The organism is Enterobacter sp. TCD1-1 (assembly GCF_020567405.1).
Classification (GTDB): domain Bacteria; phylum Pseudomonadota; class Gammaproteobacteria; order Enterobacterales; family Enterobacteriaceae; genus Enterobacter; species Enterobacter quasiroggenkampii.
Window position 1 is genome coordinate 752662 of the sequence record NZ_JAJCXF010000001.1, and the last position, 17114, is coordinate 769775.

At 61.6% G+C, this 17114-nt stretch carries 16 protein-coding genes and 1 pseudogene; 10 read left to right on the forward strand and 7 right to left on the reverse strand.

Features of this window, described 5'->3' with window-relative positions; all coding sequences use genetic code 11:
* Positions 1-19: 19 nt before the first annotated feature.
* Entirely contained in the window at positions 20-1516 is a 1497-nt protein-coding gene (locus LJA86_RS03570; protein WP_229225653.1) for an NCS1 family nucleobase:cation symporter-1, read from the reverse strand.
* A gap of 144 nt (positions 1517-1660) precedes the next feature.
* Between LJA86_RS03570 and LJA86_RS03575 the strand changes: the two genes are divergently transcribed.
* The 3 genes and pseudogenes from LJA86_RS03575 to puuE all read left to right on the forward strand — a co-directional run bounded on the left by LJA86_RS03575 (position 1661) and on the right by puuE (position 4066).
* A complete protein-coding gene (locus LJA86_RS03575) occupies positions 1661-2377 on the forward strand; it encodes a GntR family transcriptional regulator (RefSeq protein WP_048222414.1) in 717 nt (238 codons plus the stop codon).
* A pseudogene (locus LJA86_RS03580) lies at positions 2377-3246 on the forward strand (aspartate/glutamate racemase family protein); the annotation flags it as partial. The gene LJA86_RS03575 and the pseudogene LJA86_RS03580, both read left to right, overlap by 1 nt.
* Positions 3167-4066, forward strand: coding sequence for an allantoinase PuuE (gene puuE, locus LJA86_RS03585; protein WP_223540544.1), 900 nt, complete (start codon positions 3167-3169; stop codon positions 4064-4066). The pseudogene LJA86_RS03580 and the gene puuE, both read left to right, overlap by 80 nt.
* A gap of 115 nt (positions 4067-4181) precedes the next feature.
* Here the strand turns inward: puuE and hpxZ are convergent, their stop codons facing one another.
* Genes hpxZ through hpxW form a run of 4 tightly spaced genes read right to left on the reverse strand, consistent with a single transcriptional unit; the run spans position 4182 to position 7741 of the window.
* Positions 4182-4568, reverse strand: a complete 387-nt coding sequence (hpxZ, locus tag LJA86_RS03590; protein ID WP_008499851.1) for an oxalurate catabolism protein HpxZ — start codon at positions 4566-4568, stop codon at positions 4182-4184.
* Positions 4565-5962 (reverse strand): AtzE family amidohydrolase, encoded by a 1398-nt coding sequence (locus tag LJA86_RS03595; RefSeq protein ID WP_229225654.1) that lies wholly within the window; start codon positions 5960-5962, stop codon positions 4565-4567. The genes hpxZ and LJA86_RS03595 overlap by 4 nt, the downstream gene beginning before the upstream one ends.
* Positions 5959-6147, reverse strand: a complete 189-nt coding sequence (gene hpxX / locus LJA86_RS03600) for an oxalurate catabolism protein HpxX (protein ID WP_229225655.1) — start codon at positions 6145-6147, stop codon at positions 5959-5961. Before hpxX ends, LJA86_RS03595 begins: the two co-directional genes overlap by 4 nt.
* 10 nt (positions 6148-6157) lie before the next feature.
* Positions 6158-7741: an oxamate amidohydrolase gene (gene hpxW, locus LJA86_RS03605; RefSeq protein ID WP_229225656.1), complete on the reverse strand. Its 1584-nt coding sequence runs from the start codon at positions 7739-7741 to the stop codon at positions 6158-6160.
* 144 nt (positions 7742-7885) lie between these two features.
* Here hpxW and hpxU point away from each other — a divergent pair, with 144 nt between their 5' ends.
* From hpxU to hpxK, 7 genes are all read left to right on the forward strand, one after another.
* Positions 7886-8725: a MurR/RpiR family transcriptional regulator HpxU gene (gene hpxU, locus LJA86_RS03610; RefSeq protein ID WP_048027314.1), complete on the forward strand. Its 840-nt coding sequence runs from the start codon at positions 7886-7888 to the stop codon at positions 8723-8725.
* A gap of 192 nt (positions 8726-8917) precedes the next feature.
* Positions 8918-9700, forward strand: coding sequence for a transporter substrate-binding domain-containing protein (locus LJA86_RS03615; RefSeq protein ID WP_008499846.1), 783 nt, complete (start codon positions 8918-8920; stop codon positions 9698-9700).
* 4 nt (positions 9701-9704) lie between these two features.
* The gene (locus LJA86_RS03620) at positions 9705-10370 is read left to right on the forward strand and encodes an amino acid ABC transporter permease (protein WP_229225657.1); all 666 of its coding nucleotides are present in this window, start codon (positions 9705-9707) and stop codon (positions 10368-10370) included.
* Positions 10370-11026: an amino acid ABC transporter permease gene (locus tag LJA86_RS03625; RefSeq protein WP_229226248.1), complete on the forward strand. Its 657-nt coding sequence runs from the start codon at positions 10370-10372 to the stop codon at positions 11024-11026. The genes LJA86_RS03620 and LJA86_RS03625 overlap by 1 nt, the downstream gene beginning before the upstream one ends.
* Entirely contained in the window at positions 11007-11744 is a 738-nt protein-coding gene (locus tag LJA86_RS03630) for an amino acid ABC transporter ATP-binding protein (RefSeq protein WP_023327069.1), read from the forward strand. The genes LJA86_RS03625 and LJA86_RS03630 overlap by 20 nt, the downstream gene beginning before the upstream one ends.
* 13 nt (positions 11745-11757) lie before the next feature.
* Positions 11758-12999, forward strand: a complete 1242-nt coding sequence (locus LJA86_RS03635; RefSeq protein ID WP_048027317.1) for a pyridoxal-phosphate-dependent aminotransferase family protein — start codon at positions 11758-11760, stop codon at positions 12997-12999.
* Positions 12996-14234 (forward strand): allantoate amidohydrolase, encoded by a 1239-nt coding sequence (hpxK, locus tag LJA86_RS03640; RefSeq protein ID WP_196346108.1) that lies wholly within the window; start codon positions 12996-12998, stop codon positions 14232-14234. Before LJA86_RS03635 ends, hpxK begins: the two co-directional genes overlap by 4 nt.
* Here hpxK and LJA86_RS03645 read toward each other — a convergent pair.
* Both LJA86_RS03645 and LJA86_RS03650 read right to left on the reverse strand, forming a co-directional pair.
* Positions 14231-15481 (reverse strand): MFS transporter, encoded by a 1251-nt coding sequence (locus LJA86_RS03645; RefSeq protein WP_229225658.1) that lies wholly within the window; start codon positions 15479-15481, stop codon positions 14231-14233. The two genes, hpxK and LJA86_RS03645, sit on opposite strands and share 4 nt — an antisense overlap.
* A 48-nt stretch (positions 15482-15529) precedes the next feature.
* Positions 15530-17086, reverse strand: coding sequence for an MFS transporter (locus LJA86_RS03650; RefSeq protein WP_229225659.1), 1557 nt, complete (start codon positions 17084-17086; stop codon positions 15530-15532).
* Between the last annotated feature and the right edge of the window lie 28 nt (positions 17087-17114).

The window sequence follows — 17114 nt, forward strand, 5'->3', positions numbered from 1 at the left end:
TGCGGCCGGAGGGAGGGAATTACTCTTTTTGCGTCGCCACGCGGGAGCCAAACGACGTCGCACCTGCCGTCTCGCGCTCTTCCCGCGCCAGCCAGCGGTAGGTGACGCTGCCGAGGAAGACGCCAATAAACCAGCTGAAGTTTGCCACCTCATGCAGGGCCGGGATAAAGCTAATGACCAGGCCCACGGCAACGGACGGGATCAGCGCCCCAATGGCTTTCGGGTTAAAGCCGTTGCGGTACCAGTATTTGCCCTTTGGCGTGTCGTCGAACAGATCGTCAACCGACACCTTGCCGCGTTTAATCAGGTAGAAATCGGCGATCAGGATGCCGAACAGCGGGCCGATAAACGCCCCGAGCACGTCCAGGGTGTAGTGGATAAGCTCCGGCGAGTTGAACAGGTTCCACGGGGTGAGCAGGATCGAGCCGACGGCAGCAATCATGCCTCCGGTGCGGAAGCTGATTTTCTGCGGCGAGCAGTTAGAGAAATCAAACGCCGGTGAGACGAAGTTCGCCACGATGTTGATCCCGATGGTGGCGGTGATCATCGTCAGCAGGCCAATCGCCACGGCCAGATCGTTGCCCACGCGGCTGACGGTCTCAATCGGGTCGGTGATCATGCGGCCAAACAGAGACTGGGTGCCAGAGACAATCACTACGGTGACGATGGAGAAGAGCAGGAAGTTAAACGGCAGCCCCCAGCGGTTGCCGCGGCGGATCTCACCCATGCTTTTGCCGTAGCGTGAGAAATCGCCAAAGTTGAGCAGCGGGCCGGAGAAGTAGGAGACCACCAGCGCGGTGGCGGTGATCATCTGCCAGGTCTGCTCGCCCGCGCTCAGGGATTTGCTGGCGAGGGTAAAGGAGATGCCGTCAAAACCGGTCTTGTATACAATCCAGCCAGCGAGGGCCAGCATCACTACGTAAACCGCCGGACCGGCGATATCAATAAAGCGCTTGATGGCGCTCATGCCGTGCCAGAAGACCATCGCCTGCAGGACCCACATAATGGCAAAGCAGATCCAGCCCAGATGCGACAGGCCCAGGAATGCGCCGGTAGTAAGTGAAGAGAGCGACGGCCAGAACTTCAGCGCCACCAGCATCAGGGCGTTGGCGGCGAGATAGGTCTGAATACCGTACCACGCAAAGGCAATCAGCCCGCGGATCACCGCCGGAATATTGGCCCCGAACACGCCAAACGCCTGACGGCTGATCACCGCGTAGGGCACGCCCGCCATCTGGCTCGGTTTGGCCACCAGGTTGGCGCACAGCTGCACGATGCAAATCCCCACCAGCAGGCAGAGCAGCACCTGCCAGCTTGCCAGCCCGAGCGTAAAGAAGCTCGCGGCGACAACATAACCCCCCATGCTGTGAACGTCCGACATCCAGAACGAAAAGATGTTGTACCAGCTCCAGTTCTGGTCACGCGTCGGTGCCAGATCCTCATTGCAAAGACGTGGGCTGTAAACCGCACCGGAATCAGCGGCCGTACCTTGCTGTGCGTTTTGACTGTTTGGCATGAAACCTGCTCCTGTGAATGAAAACCCGTTGAGTGGGAGTGCAAACGGTGTTGCAGGATCCAGGCCAAAATAATAAATCTTGTATGCAATATTTTATTTTTATGTATACGATTCGATAACGGAAAGTAAAATTCGGAGTGGTGAATGAACAACCTAAACGCCCTGCAGACCGCGCCAGACCTGCATGACAAAGACGAATCCATCTTCCAGGCGCTGATGACCGCGATTGTCGAACACCAGCTGCTGCCGGGGAGCAAATTGCCGGAAGAGGCGCTGGCCGAGGTCTTTGGCGTGAGCCGCACGGGCATCCGCAAGGTGCTTCAACGACTCGCCGCTGTGCAAATGGTCACCCTGACGCCCAAGCGTGGTGCACACGTCGCCAGCCCGACGGTGGAAGAGGCGCGGCACATCTTCCGCACCCGCGCCCTGCTGGAGGTCGCTAACCTGCCGGACGTGCTGGCGCACTGCCAGCCGCCGCATCTTGCCGCGCTGGAGGCCATTATTCGTCAGGAGCAGCAGGCGCACGAGGCCTATGACGGCCCGGCGGCGATCCGCCACTCCGCCAATTTCCACATTCAGCTGCAGGCCATCTCCGGCAACCAGGTGCTCACTGAGATGGTGACCAGCCTGAGCCAGCGTTCTTCGCTGGTGATTGCCACCTGGGGCGCGCCGTGGCGTCAGGGCTGCCGCTGCAACGATCACGAGCAGTTGGTGGATCTGCTGCGCCAGAAGGCGCTCCAGCCGCTAAGCGATGCATTAATGCACCATTTTGAACATATCGTCGCCAGCCTCTGCTTCGAGCGGGCGGGCGAGTGCCTGCCTGATTTTGCCCGGCTGTTTGCCGGCCACAAGGAGTCGTAATGTCTGTCTGTATACAAGTGATCAACCCCAACACCAGCCTCGCCATGACGGAAACCATCGGCGCGGCAGCCCGCGCGGTGGCGGCACCGGGAACGGAGATCCTCGCGGTCTGCCCGAGCGCGGGTGTGCCGTCTATAGAAGGCCACTTTGATGAGGCCATCGCCGCCGTCGGTGTCCTGGAGCAGATCAAAAAAGGCAGGGAGCAGGGCGTGGACGGTCACGTGATCGCCTGCTTTGGCGATCCGGGCCTGCTGGCGGCGCGCGAGCTGGCGCAGGGGCCGGTAATCGGCATCGCCGAAGCCGCCATGCATATGGCGACGCTGGTCGCGACGCGCTTTTCGGTGGTCACCACGCTGCCGCGCACGCTGATCATTGCCCGACATCTGCTGCACCAGTATGGCTTTCAGGACCATTGTGCGGCGCTGCACGCCATCGACCTTCCGGTGCTGGCGCTGGAAGACGGCAGCGGTCTGGCGCAGGAGAAAGTGCGCGCGCGCTGTATACAGGCGTTGAAAGAGGATGGCTGTGGCGCCATCGTGCTGGGCTGCGGCGGCATGGCGACGCTGGCGCAGGAGCTGACCCGCGAGCTGCGCGTGCCGGTGATCGACGGCGTCAGCGCGGCGGTGAAGATGGTGGAATCGCTGGTGGCGCTGGGGCTGTCGACCAGCAAGCACGGGGATCTGGCGTTCCCGGAGAACAAACCGTTAAGCGGGCATTTTCAGGCATTGAATCCATTTTAATTTTTTGGGGGTGGCAATGGGGCTTTTTGAACAGGATTATCCGCGGGATCTGCGCGGCTACGCGGGCAACCCGCCGCACGCGCGGTGGCCGAATCAGGCGCGCATTGCCGTGCAGTTTGTGCTCAATTACGAAGAAGGGGCAGAAAACCACGTTCTGCACGGCGATGCCGGATCCGAACAGTTCCTGTCGGACATCATTGGCGCGGCCAGCTACCCGGACAAACACATGTCGATGGACTCTCTCTACGAATACGGCAGTCGCGCCGGGTTCTGGCGGATCCACAATGAATTTCAGAAACGCGGCCTGCCGTTGACGGTCTTCGGCGTGGCGATGGCGCTGGCGCGTCACCCGGAGATAGTCGAGGCAATCAAAGCCGCGGATTACGACGTGGTCAGCCACGGCTGGCGCTGGATCCACTACCAGAATATGGACATCAGCCAGGAGCGCGAACACCTGCACAAGGCGGTGCATGTTCTGACCGACCTGTTTGGCAAGCCGCCAACGGGCTGGTACACCGGGCGCGACAGCCCCAATACGCGCCAGCTGGTGGTAGAGCACGGCGGTTTTGACTACGACAGCGACTACTACGGCGACGATTTGCCTTTCTGGACGGAAGTGGCCTGCAGCGACGGCTCCCGTAAACCGCACCTGATTGTGCCGTATACGCTGGATGCGAACGACATGCGCTTTGCGACCGCGCAGGGGTTTAACACCGCCGAGCAGTTTTATACGTATCTGAAGGACAGTTTTGACGTGTTGTACGAAGAGGGGGAAAGCGCGCCGAAGATGATGTCCATCGGCATGCACTGCCGCCTGCTGGGGCGACCGGGGCGTTTTCGCGCGCTGCAGCGGTTCCTGGATTATGTGCAGCAGCACGAGCGGGTGTGGGTCTGTACCCGCCAGCAGATTGCCGACCACTGGCGGGAGGTACATCCGTTTCAGAAGTAAGTGTGCGATGTTTTGCCGGGTGGCGGCTGCGCCTTACCCGGCCTACAGGGCCCACAGGGCATACGGGACATCGTAGGCCCGGTAAGCGCAGCGCCACCGGGCAGGTTTTTCAGCGTTACACCATCAAACTCACCTGCGCCGCCACGATGCGCCACCCGTAGGCAAACCGCACCCACGTCTGCTGCTGGCGGCCAATGCGTTCTGTGCTCTCCCGGGTAAACTCGGTGCTGCACACGGCATAATCCTCCCCGAAGGTGGTGATGACGGTGTGGCGCAGCGTCCGCTGCAGCCCGGCAGCGGGGCGCGCCGCGCGAAAGGCGCGGATTTCATCAATTCCGTACAGGTTTTCCCCCGCCCCCAGCCGCACCGTGTTTTTGTCGTGCCAGAACAGCTCGTCCAGCACCGCAACGTTGTTGCTCACCAGCGCGTCCTCATAGCGGTAAAACGCGGCCGTCACCTCGGCAACCACCCACGGGAGGTTAATGTCATCGTGATTCATCATGCTGCTATCTCCGCCGGACGGGCATCGGTGATGCCGCTCTCCTCCAGAACCCGCGCGACGCGCAGGCAGGCCTGCTCGTTAAACGGCGCGGCAATCAGCTGCAGGCCGATGGGCGCGCCCTGCGCGGTGCGTAGCGGAACGGTGGTCACGGGCAGGCCCAAAAACGAAATTGGCTGGGTCAGCATCCCCATGCTGGCGCGAATGGGCAGCGGCTGACCGTTAATTTCCATGGTTTGCTCGCCCGCCAGCGTCGCGCTGCGCGGGGTGGCCGGGGCGATCAGCACGTCGGCCTGCGCGAATAAGGTTTTGAATGCCTGCCGGGCGTGAGCGCGAAACCGCTGGGCCTGAATGTACCAGGCGGAGGGGATCATCGCCCCGGCCAGCAGGCGTTCGCGGGAGTGAGGCTCAAAACGCGCTGGCTCCTGGCGAAGCGCGGGCAGGTACTGATTTCCCCCTTCGGCGGCGCTGATGATAAACGCCGCCGAACGCGCCAGCTCGGCGTCCGTGAACTGTAGTTTATCCTGCACGTCGAGCGCCTTCGCCACCCGCGCCACGGCGTCTCTGGCGTCCGCGTCGCACCAGGTGGTGAAGTAGCCGCCGAGCACCGCGCAGCGCAGGCCGTCAAGCCCGCGATCGAGCAGGGGACGCGTCTGTTCCCGGGAGCTTTCGGCCTGAAAACCGTCGCTGGTGTCCCGTCCCTGCAGGGCGTCATACACGGACGCCAGGTCACACACGCGGCGGGCGAAGGGGCCGATATGATCCAGACTCGGGACAAACGGATGGCTTCCTGCGCGCGACAGGCGGCCAAAGGTGGGCTTCAGGCCGTAGATGCCGCACAGGGAGGCCGGAACGCGAATCGACCCGTTGGTGTCGGTGCCGAGTGAAAAGTGCACCAGCCCGGCAGCCACCGCGGCCGCTGACCCGCCGGACGACCCGCCCGCAATGCGCGCCAGGTCGTGCGGGTTACGCGTCGTGCCGTAGTGGCTGTTCTCGGTGGTAAAGCCGTAGGCGTAGGCGTCCATATTGACCATCCCGGTCAGCAGCCCCCCCGCGCTGCGCAGCTGGCGTACCGCAAAGCCGTCAGCCGCGGCGGCAGGGCGCTGGCTGAACAGCTCGGCCCCGGCGAGGGTGGTGTGACCGGCAACGTCGAACAGGTTTTTCACCGCATAAGGCACGCCCGCCAGCGGCGGCAGGGGACGCTTTTCCCGTCGCAGGGTATCAATATTATCGGCTTCGGCGAGCGTGCGTGCTTCCGTCACGGTGGTCCAGGCGTTGATCCGCGGGTTAACGCGCGCAATCGCCTCCAGCGTCTGTCGGGCGATCTCGTGGGCGCTCAGCTCTCCCGCACTTAGCGCCTGCTGGATCGCGCTGATACTCATCTCGTGTAGCGTCATGCTTTATACACTCCTGCAATCTCCAGACGGTCGTCGAGCGGCAGCGCCATCAGCGGGGCGGCCATGCTGGCAATGCGGCTGAACTGCAGCTGCAGCTCGGCGCGGCGGGCGTCATCCAGCTCAACGCCGAGTACGGTTTCCATCTGCGTCAGGTACGCCTGCCAGTCGGGTTGGCGTGTCGTCATTGTTTTCTCCTCAGAATCCGGCGGCTGTGCCGTTGCTGCGCGGGTCAAATGCCCCTTCGAACAGCCCGTTGGGGTGGCGGACAATGGCGCCCGCGTGACCCATGGCTTCACTAAAGTCAGGGAAAAGCTCCACCTCGTGGCCGAGTGCCTGCAGGCGCGCGACCGTCTCGGGTGAAAAACGTCCTTCAAGCTTTAAGGTGTCCGAGGTTTGTCCCCAGGTACGTCCCAGCAGCCAGCGCGGGCGGGTGATGCTCTCCTGCAGGGGGACGCCCTGGATAACGTAGCGGGTAAAGAGCGCAGCCTGGGTTTGCGGCTGTCCGTCACCGCCCATCGATCCGTACACCATCACGCGACCGTCCTTCAGACGCGCCGCCGCCGGGTTCAGGGTGTGAAACGGCTGTTTGCCCGGCGCGAGGGCCAGAAGATGGGCGGGATCGAGGCTGAAGGATGCGCCGCGGTTCTGCCAGACGATGCCAGTATCGGGCAGCACCACGCCGCTGCCGAACTCGTGATAAAGGCTCTGGATAAACGACACGGCAAGCCCGCTGCTGTCCATCACCCCCATCCACACCGTATCGCCGGGACCTTTTCCGGTTCCCCACGGCGCCGCGCGACTGTCGTCAACCCTGTCGGCAAGCGCCTGCAGGGCGGCGGGATCCAGCAGTTGCTGAACATCGGTGTTCAGCGCGCGCGGATCGGTGATGTGGGCATCCCGCAGGCCAAAGGCCAGCTTGGTGGCTTCCACGATGCGGTGCAGGGTGTCGGCGTCGTCGGCCTCCGCCATGTTCAGGCGGTCGGTAATGCCGAGTATCGCCAGCGAGACCAGCCCCTGCGTCGGCGGGGCGTGGTTAAAGATCTCTCCCTGCTGATGCTGCAGCTTCAGCGGCACGGTGCGTCGGGCGGCGTGCGCGTTGAGATCGGCCAGCGTCACGGGGAGATCCAGCGTCTCCATGCCGCGCGCCAGGACTTCCGCCAGCGGGCCGCGATAAAAGCTGTCCAGACCGTCCTCCACCAGGCGCATCAGGGTCGTGGCCATGGCGGGCTGGTAAAAGCGGCTCCCGACCTGCGGCGGCTTGCCGTCCACCAGCCAGGTTTCCGCGAAGCCGGGAACGTCCTTCAGCTCGTCGAACTTGCTGGCCGTGGCGTGGGCCTGAGAGGCCGTGACCGGCGTGCCGTTTTGCGCATAGTCAATAGCGTCGGCCAGCAGGCGGGCCAGCGGCAGCGCCTTGCCGGTCATCTCGCGCGAAACTTTCAGCGCCTCGTCCCAGCCGCTGACGGTTCCGGCGACGGTCAGCGCCGCACGGGGGCCGCGATGGGGGATCTGCGTGAGCCCGTCGTAGGCGGCCAGCGTCGCGCGCGATCCCGCCGCGCCGCTGGCATCGATGGCGATGGGATCGCCTTCCGGGGGCACGATAAGCCAGAAGCCATCGCCGCCCAGCCCGTTCATATGCGGATAGACCACGGCGATGGTGGCCGCCGCCGCAACCATCGCTTCGATGGCGCTGCCGCCTTCGCGCAGCACCGCCAGCGCGCTCTGGCTGGCGAGGTGGTGGGGCGCAACCGCCATACCGTGTGTGGAGACATTACTTTGCATGAAAAGTCCTCGTAACCCTGAAAGTCACAAGGTGCTGCAAAAGCTGTTCCAGTTCTGAATAAAAAGTTTCATGCCAGTTGCCGCAGAAGCTGGCATGCTTAATGAATAATGAGCATGAGATGAAACAAACGTTACAGAGGCGTTATGGAACAGCTTGATGAACGACTGAAAGCACAATACGCGTCATTGTCGCCGCAGGAGCAGCGGGTGGCGGATTTTATTTTCGATCATTTTGACGACCTCATTAGCTACAACAGCGCCGAGCTGGCGCAGCTGAGCGGGGTATCAAAAGCCACGGTGAGCCGTCTGTTTAAGCGTCTGGGCTATGAGAAATATAAGGACATGCGCGAAGAGCTGCGCACCCTGCGCCAGAGCGGGATGCCGCTCACCGACAATCGCGACGCGGTGCAGGGTAATACGCTGCTGGCGCGCCACTATAAGCAAGAGATGGCAAACCTGACCCAGTGGGTCAATGCCCTCGACGCGCAGCAGTTTGCCGACGCCATGGCCTGCATGGTCAGGGCGCGCCGGATCGTTATTATCGGCATGCGTAACGCCTATCCGGCGGCGCTGCACCTGCGCCAGCAGCTGCTGCAGGCGCGCGGTCAGGTGCTGGTGCTGCCGCAGCCGGGGCAGAGCCTGAGCGAGGAGCTGGTGGACTTAACGCCGGACGATCTGGTGGTGATGATGGCCTTTCGCCGTCGCCCGCGCATCATTCGCCCGCTGATGCAGCAGCTTCAGAGTAGCGGTATTCCGGTGCTGCTGATGTGCGAGCCGCAAGCCCACAGCCTGTTCCCGCTGGCGAGCTGGCAGCTCTGCACCCCGCTGGACAGCGTCTCCGCCTATGACAGCTATTCGTCGGTCAACAGTCTGATCAACCTGCTGGCGAACGCCTTCCTGCATGACATTCTCGATAAAGGCCGCCCGCGCATTCACGAGATTGCCTCCCTCTACCAGCAGCTGGACGAGCTGGAACAGCGATAATGGGGCATCAGGCTGGTGCTTTGCATTAAAACAGTGCAATCAGACGGGGCGTAAAAGAGCGCCCCCTTTTCGCCATTCCCCGCTTTATCAGGCTTTATGACAATATCCCCCGTTTCGCCTGACCTGGCACATTAGTTGCAAAATCACATTCAAAGAATCTTTTGTTTCATGTTAACGTTACGGGGAAGCACCATGAAAAAATTGTTGATTGCACTGGCCGGGGCAGCATGCCTCTTCACACAGCTGCCGGCAAAGGCTGACCAGCTTCAGGATATTGAGAAACGCGGCACCATCCGCATCGCCGTTCCGCAGGATTTCCCGCCGTTTGGCTCGGTGGGAACCGATCTGCAGCCGCAGGGCTATGACATCGACATGGCGCGCTATCTCGCTAAACAGATGAAGCTCAAGCTGCAGCTGGTGCCGGTGACCAGCGCCAACCGCGTGCCGTACCTGCAAACCGACAAGGTGGATCTGGTCATTTCCAGCCTCGGTAAAAACCCGGAGCGCGAGAAGGTAATCGACTTCAGCCGCGCCTACGCGCCGTTCTTCCTCGGCGTGTTTGGTCCGAAAGGGGCTGAACTGAAGGATGCCGCCGCGCTCAGCGGAAAAACCATCGGCGTGACGCGCGGGGCGGTGGAGGACATGGTGCTGACCGGCCTGGCGCCGAAAGACGCGGACGTGAAGCGCTACGAAGACAACAACACCACGCTGTCGGCATATCTGTCCGGCCAGGTGCAGTACGTGGCGACCGGCAATCTCGTGGTGGCGGCCATTTCGCGCCAGAACGCGGCGAAAGCCCCGGTGCCGAGCTTTATGCTGAAAGACTCGCCGTGCTTCATTGGCCTGAAGAAAAACGAACCGGCCCTGAAGGCAAAAGTGGACGCGCTGATCGAGCAGGGCATTAAGGACGGCACGCTGAACGGTCTGTCTGAGCAATGGCTCAAGGCCCCGCTGCCGGCAAACCTTGGCGCCTGAGCCGATGACTGAGCAACTTGATTTTTCCGCCCTCTGGCCGCACTGGCCGGAGCTGCTGGCCGGGCTGTGGGTCACTATTCAGCTGACGGTGATGGCCACCGTCGGCGGGCTGGCAACAGGGATTGTCGGGGCGGCGATCCGCAGCGGACGCACCACCTGGTACAGCCGGATCTGGGGCGGGTATGTGGAGATCATCCGCAACACGCCGTTTGTGGTGCAGCTGTTTTTCATCGTCTTCGGCCTGCCGAACCTGGGGCTGAAGATGACGGCGGGGGAAGCGGCGCTGCTGGCCATGGTGGTCAACCTGGGCGCCTACAGCACCGAGATTATTCGCGCGGGCATTCAGGTCACGCCGAAAGGGCAGTGGGAGGCCGGTCGCGTGCTGGGGCTGACCCGCCTGCAGACCTTTATCCGCGTGGTGCTGCCGCCTGCGCTGCAGCGCATTTACCCGGCGCTGGTGAGCCAGTGCATCATCGTGATGCTCGGCTCGTCGGTGGTGTCGCAGGTCTCCTATGAAGAGCTGACCTTCGCCGCCAACCTGATCCAGTCCAGAACGTTTTTAAGCTTTGAGGTCTATCTGGTGACCACCGGGATTTATTTAGCGCTGTCGATTACTCTGCGCCAGCTGATGATGGCGGCAGGATGGAAATGGCTGGGGGTGCAGGCATGATGACCACCTTTACCGACTGGGACATTATTCGCAATCTGCTGCTGGCCGGACGCTGGACGGTGCTGCTGTCGCTGGTGGCGTTCGTCGGCGGCGCGGTGGTGACCCTGCCGCTCCTGCTGCTGCGCCTGACGGGCGGGCGCACGGTGAAGCGCATTATCCGCGGCTATATTGAGCTGTTTCAGGGCACGCCGCTGCTGATGCAGTTGTTCCTGGCCTTCTTCGGCGTGGCGCTGTTCGGCATCGACGTTTCGCCGTGGACCGCCGCCTCGCTGGCGCTGACGTTCTACACCAGCGCGTTTCTGCTCGATATCTGGAACGGCAGCATTCGCGCCCTGCCGAAAGGGCAGTGGGAAGCGTCGCGCTGTCTGGGGCTGACCTTCGGCCAGACCCTGTTTCGCGTGGTCGCCCCGCAGGCGCTGCGCATCGGCATTGCGCCGACGGTCGGCTTTGCCGTGCAGGTGATCAAAGGTACCGCGCTGGCGTCGATTATCGGTTTTGTCGAGCTGACCAAGGCCGGGACCATGCTGACCAACGTGACCTATCAGCCGTTTAAGGTCTTTGCGCTGGTGGCGCTGGGCTACTTTATTCTGTGTTATCCGCTGTCGCGCTACAGCCGCTATCTGGAGACGAAATTCAATGCCTCTCATCACCATTAATCAGGTGCAGAAGTACTACGGCGATAACCACGTGCTCAAGGGCGTCGATCTGGATATCGACATGGGCCAGGTAATCTCCATCATCGGGCGCAGCGGATCGGGCAAAAGCACGCTGCTGCGCTGCATTAACGGCCTGGAAGGCTATCAGGACGGCAGCATCAAGCTGGGCGGCATGACCATTACCGACCGGGATTCTCAGGCGCGTGAAATCAGCCGCTCGGTCGGGATGGTGTTCCAGAGCTTCAACCTGTTCCCGCACATGACGGCGCTGGAGAACGTGATGCTCGCCCCGCGTCGGGTGCTGAAAAAAAGCGCCGCCGAATGCCGGGCGCTGGCGCAGCAGATGCTGGAGAAGGTTGGCCTTGGCGATCGTCTGGATTACTACCCGTCGAGCCTCTCCGGCGGCCAGCAGCAGCGCGTGGCGATAGCCCGCGCGCTGGCGATGTCGCCGAAAGTATTACTCTGCGACGAGATCACCTCCGCGCTGGATCCGGAGCTGGTGGGCGAAGTGCTCAAAGTGCTGGAGCAACTGGCGGCCGAGGGGATGACGCTCATACTGGTTACCCATGAAATGAATTTTGCCCGCGAAGTGGGCGACCGCGTGGTGTTTATGCACCAGGGGAAAGTCTGGGAGCAGGGCGACAGCAAAACGCTGTTCGCCAACCCGCAGACCACGGAACTGAAGCAGTTCATCTCCTCCGTGCGCGGCCTCAACTGATAAGGACTGAACAATGGATATCGCACACTTTCCGCAAATCAACCCGCCGCAGCGCCTGCTGATGGGCCCGGGCCCGATCAACGCCGACCCGCGCGTGCTGCGCGCCATGTCGAGCCAGCTGATCGGCCAGTACGATCCGGCCATGACCCACTACATGAACGAGGTGATGGCGCTCTATCGCGGCGTATTCCGCACCGAAAACCGCTGGACGATGCTGGTGGACGGCACCTCCCGCGCGGGAATTGAAGCCATTCTGGTTTCCGCCATTCGACCGGGAGATAAGGTGCTGGTGCCGGTCTTTGGCCGCTTTGGCCACCTGCTGTGCGAAATTGCCCGCCGCTGCCGTGCAGAGGTGCATACCATCGAGGTGCCGTGGGGCGAGGTGTTTACCCCGGACCAGGTCGAGGATGCGATAAAACGTATTCGTCCGCGCCTGCTGCTGACCGTGCAGGGCGACACCTCCACCACCATGCTGCAGCCGCTCGCAGAGCTGGGCGCGATCTGCCGCCGCTACGACGTGCTGTTTTACACCGACGCCACCGCGTCGCTCGGCGGTAACGCGCTGGAGACCGACGCCTGGGGGCTGGATGCCGTCTCGGCCGGGATGCAGAAATGCCTCGGCGGCCCGTCGGGCACGTCGCCGATCACCCTGAGCGCGCGGATGGAAGAGGCTATCCGCCGCCGTAAGTGCGTGGAGGAGGGCATTCGCACCGACGCCCACCGCGACGGCGACGAGGAGATGATCTACTCCAACTACTTCGATCTCGGCATGGTGATGGACTACTGGGGGCCGGAGCGGCTGAACCACCACACCGAAGCCACCACCGCGCTGTTTGGCGCCCGCGAATGCGCGCGGCTGATCCTGCAGGAAGGGCTGGATAACGGCATCGCGCGTCATAAGCTGCACGGCGATGCGCTGCTGAAGGGGATTCAGGCGATGGGGCTGGAGACCTTCGGCGACCTGAAGCACAAGATGAACAACGTGCTGGGCGTGGTCATTCCGCAGGGCGTCAACGGCGACCAGGTGCGTAAGCTGATGCTGGAAGATTTCGGGATTGAAATCGGCACCTCGTTTGGCCCGCTGCACGGCAAAGTGTGGCGTATTGGCACCATGGGCTATAACGCGCGCAAGGACTGTGTGATGACCACCCTGAGCGCGCTGGAGTCGGTGCTCAACTACCTCAAATTTACCACCACGCAGGGGGCCGCCATGCAGGCCGCGTGGGACCATTATCGCCGCGAGACGCCGCAATGAGCCCGGCGGCAGAACGGGTGATGGCGCGCGCCGACGCGCTGGCCACCATCAGCGAAACTCCGGATGCGCTGACAAGGGTGTATCTCTCCACGCAGCATCTGCAGGCCAACCAGCTGGTCGGGGAGTGGATGCGCCAGGCGGGCATGACCGTCTGGCAGGACAGCGTGGGCAATATCTGTGGACGCTACGAAGGCGCGCAGGAGGGGGCCCAGGCGGTGCTGCTTGGCTCGCATCTGGACACCGTACGCAACGCCGGGCGCTACGACGGCATGCTCGGGGTGCTTACCGCCATCGAAGTGGTGGATAGCCTGCACCAGCAGGGTGTGCATCTGGCGCAGGCCATAGAGATTGTCGGCTTTGGTGACGAAGAGGGAACCCGGTTTGGGATCACCCTGCTAGGCAGCCGGGGGCTGACGGGCACCTGGCCGCAGGGCTGGCTGGAGACGTGTGATGCTCAGGGCATCAGCGTGGCGCAGGCGATGGTGCAGGCGGGTCTCGATCCTGCCCGCGTGGCGCTCGCGGCACGTCATCAGGACGATTTTAGCGCCTGCCTGGAACTGCATATCGAACAGGGACCGTGTCTGGAGCAGGAAGGGCTGGCGCTGGGCGTGGTGGAAGCCATTAACGGCGCGCGCCGCCTCAACTGCCGCTTCACCGGCGAGGCCGGGCATGCGGGTACCGTGCCGATGCATCACCGTAAGGATGCCCTGGCCGCCGCCGCCGAATGGATGGTGCTGATTGAAAACACCACCCGACAGCAGGGCGGCAACCGGGTGGCGACGGTCGGTGAACTGCGCTGCCTGCCCGGTGCGGTCAACGTCATCCCCGGCGAGGTTGCGCTCTCGCTGGATATTCGCGGCCCGCAGGATGCCCCGCTTGACGCGCTGCTCGCTGAGCTGCTGGCGCAGGCGCAGGCGATTGCCGCTCGTCGCGGGCTGAGTTTCAGCGCCGAGGAGTTTTACCGGATCGCCGCCACGCCGTGCGATGCGCGTTTGCAGCACCTGTTGGGTGACGCCGTGGAATCGGTGCAGGGGCGCTCGTTATCCCTGCCCAGCGGCGCCGGGCATGACACCATCGCCCTGGCGGAACGCTGGCCGGTGGGGATGCTGTTTGTGCGCTGCAGGGGCGGGGTCAGCCACCATCCGGCGGAATCGGTGATGGCTGAGGATGTCGCTCTGGCAATTGAGGCGTTTGGGCGAGCGGTAAAAAAACTGGCAGGCGATGAAACGGCTTAAGCGTTCGGCCGTGCCGCCGTTTCCGGTAGGCGCAGCGGTACCGTCATCAGGCTGGCGGCGAAATAGAGTACGGCTATAACCCACAATGTCCCTTCCACACCCAATGGCGCGACGCACACGGTGACGATGAAGGGGCCGGCGAAATTGCTTAGCCCCGAACCAAGGTTGAGACAGGAGATCGCCGCCCCTTTGTTTTCCGGCAGCAGCGAGGGGATCAGGGCGCTCAGCGGGCCAAACGCCCCCAGGCCGATAGCGTAAAGGGCGAGCGCCAGAAACAGGGCGAGGGTGCTGTGGCCAAACAGCACGGGGGCATAACACACCGCGATGGAGGCTACGCCGCATAGCGTACCGGAAAACCACATCACCGTTTTTCGCCAGCCCAGGCAATCGCCCAGCCAGCCAAACAGATAGCTGGCGAAAATATTCACAATATTGACCAGGCCCCAGACTGTTAGCCACTCGGCAATGCTAAAGCCAAATTGCGGTAAATAGACCGGCATCAGGATCACCAGCGAAAATTTACCGATGTCATTGATGGTTTTCACCACGACCGCCAGACGCATTTTCGGCTCTCGCACCAGGACGATAATCCCCTCCAGAAGCGCTGTTCTCAGCGGATAACCGTCCCTGAAAATAGGCCGGTCGCGGTTGAGGACCAGTGCACAAAACCCGCCGCAAAGAACAAACGCGAAGCCGCTCAACAGCGTGCCCGTTTCGCCCATGCGGGCCAGCATCATGCTGGAGTACCACGGGCCAACAATTGTCATTCCGACACCGAAGGCTATCCAGAACCAGGAGACCGCACGGCCTAAAATACGGCTTTCGCAGCGCTGGTTTATCCATACCAGAAACGAGTAGGCAAACAGCGGGTAAGCCACCCCGCGTAGCGCGTAGGTTGCCACCATAAGCGGATAGTTATTCTGGGGGAGGGCAACAAAAATAAAGGGCACCGAGCCGATAAAATAGACCACCGTCGCGATCCACATCAGCCGGCGCACCCCCAGCACGCCTGCTCCGATACCGGAAAACCAGGAGACAACGGCAACGCACAGGCCGAAGATGGATGAAAGCAGGCTAATTTCAACAGGATCAAAGCCCCGCTGCTGCAAAAGTGAAGCCAGCCAGCTTTGTTCGATGGTCGCTCCGGTTATAAATAAAAAAACACCGATGAATCCCCAGCTAAGCTCCCGGGGTAATCCTATCCGCGCCCATATCCCTTGTTGCATCACCAGGTTATGTTCAGTCATGTTGTTCTCTTCTTCCTGCCGGGCGGGCACGGTTGCCCGCCCGGAACATCAGGCATTTTTCAGTTGTACGGTCGAAGGGGATTTCATCTGGCTACGATTGACGTGGCCCACCGTGTTCTGCCCCCAGCACTGCTCGTAAGGTAAGCCGGTAAGACTTTCAATCACGGCTCTGTTTTCAGCGCTGACAGCGTCTTTCTTTTCGCCACGTTTGAGGCGTGCAACCTCCTCGTTAAGGATGGCATGAGTACGGCTGTTCACCTTGAACTGGAAGGCCGACCATATCCCCCAGAGCGTGAGCACAACGGGGAGCGCAATCATGATAATCACGATCATTGTGATGGCCGATCCCGGCTGGTGGCTCTGCCCTGAAACGAAGCCGGAGAGTTGCAACGCAACGCCGACCAGGAAGATTGACAGCGCCTGGGAGGCTTTACGCAACAGGCTCATAAAGCCAGCAAAGATCCCTTCGCGGCGGCTGCAGGTAAGGATTTCATCCACGTCCGCCACAAAGGTGTAGTTGTTCCACGGGATCGCGTAGATCCCCCCGCGCGCCAGACCCGCAATCCCTGCCGTCAGATAGAGCAGGGCCATACTGGTAGAGCCGTTTACCCATGCCGCGCCGAAAAGGAGAAAAGCCAGAAGGGCGAGTGTTGCCTGGGTGGCGAACGCGCGTGAGGGTGAGAAACGCAGCGTGAGCCAGGTTGCTACACCGACGCCAAAGAACTGCATGCCGTTGATGGTCGCCAGGAGGTTGGAGGCCACGATCGGGGAGGTCATCAGGGCGAAGACGACAAAGTAGGTGAATACCGAATTGAAGATATCCTGGGCAACTGAGCCGCCCAGATACATCCCCAGGTGCGAGCGGAAGGTTTTTATTTTCAGCGTGGACAGGAAGTCGTAGCAGATGGCGTGAACGCGGGCGAGGAGCGGCTGCTTTTCCCCCTCGTCAACGTGACGCTCGCATTGCTCTATCTCATCAAGCGAGCGTTCCCAGGTACCGAAGTAGACAAAGAACAGGACGACCATAAATGAGAGCGTGAAGATCGCGCCGGCATAAAAGAACGAATCTGCGGAGTCTGAACCAAAATAAGCCACCAGCCGTCCCGGCAGAAAGGCGGCGGCAAATCCCGCCAGTTGGGCGATATACATACGGGCGCTGGTCAGCTTCGAACGCTTGCTAAAATCGGAGGTCATTTCTGCGGAGAGCGTATCGTAAGGGATAATAATCATCGAATAGACGATTTCGAACAGAATATAGACCAGCAGATAGATCCAGTAGTTAAACCCCTCTACCCACAGCAGGCTGTAGACCGACACCAGTGGAATACTGACCAACAAGAAGAAGCGGCGACGACCAAAACGACGGCCCAGCCGGGTTTTATGGAAGTTATCGGAGACATAGCCCATCAGCGGACACATGATGACGTCGACAATGCGCGCCACGGCAAACAGCGAGCCTGCTTCAATCGGCGTTAAGCCGCAGAAGGTGGTCAGGAAGAAGAGTAACCATGCGCTCACCAGCGTGAACGCGCCAGAGCCTATTACATCAGCAAGACCATAACAAACGTAGTTATGCAGCTTTATTTCACGTACTTTTTTTATCATTTTTATCCCCAGTGACGAAGTCGTCCAA

Bases quoted from the DNA above. Each gene is read 5' to 3' on its own strand.
- LJA86_RS03615 (WP_008499846.1), top strand. From the start codon at position 8,918: ATGAAAAAATTGTTGATTGCACTGGCCGGGGCAGCATGCCTCTTCACA.
- hpxK (WP_196346108.1), top strand. From the start codon at position 12,996: ATGAGCCCGGCGGCAGAACGGGTGATGGCGCGCGCCGACGCGCTGGCC.
- hpxU (WP_048027314.1), top strand. From the start codon at position 7,886: ATGGAACAGCTTGATGAACGACTGAAAGCACAATACGCGTCATTGTCG.
- LJA86_RS03625 (WP_229226248.1), top strand. From the start codon at position 10,370: ATGACCACCTTTACCGACTGGGACATTATTCGCAATCTGCTGCTGGCC.
- LJA86_RS03650 (WP_229225659.1), bottom strand. From the start codon at position 17,086: ATGATAAAAAAAGTACGTGAAATAAAGCTGCATAACTACGTTTGTTAT.
- LJA86_RS03630 (WP_023327069.1), top strand. From the start codon at position 11,007: ATGCCTCTCATCACCATTAATCAGGTGCAGAAGTACTACGGCGATAAC.
- hpxZ (WP_008499851.1), bottom strand. From the start codon at position 4,568: ATGATGAATCACGATGACATTAACCTCCCGTGGGTGGTTGCCGAGGTG.
- LJA86_RS03635 (WP_048027317.1), top strand. From the start codon at position 11,758: ATGGATATCGCACACTTTCCGCAAATCAACCCGCCGCAGCGCCTGCTG.
- LJA86_RS03570 (WP_229225653.1), bottom strand. From the start codon at position 1,516: ATGCCAAACAGTCAAAACGCACAGCAAGGTACGGCCGCTGATTCCGGT.
- LJA86_RS03645 (WP_229225658.1), bottom strand. From the start codon at position 15,481: ATGACTGAACATAACCTGGTGATGCAACAAGGGATATGGGCGCGGATA.
- LJA86_RS03575 (WP_048222414.1), top strand. From the start codon at position 1,661: ATGAACAACCTAAACGCCCTGCAGACCGCGCCAGACCTGCATGACAAA.
- LJA86_RS03595 (WP_229225654.1), bottom strand. From the start codon at position 5,962: ATGACGCTACACGAGATGAGTATCAGCGCGATCCAGCAGGCGCTAAGT.
- hpxW (WP_229225656.1), bottom strand. From the start codon at position 7,741: ATGCAAAGTAATGTCTCCACACACGGTATGGCGGTTGCGCCCCACCAC.
- hpxX (WP_229225655.1), bottom strand. From the start codon at position 6,147: ATGACGACACGCCAACCCGACTGGCAGGCGTACCTGACGCAGATGGAA.
- LJA86_RS03620 (WP_229225657.1), top strand. From the start codon at position 9,705: ATGACTGAGCAACTTGATTTTTCCGCCCTCTGGCCGCACTGGCCGGAG.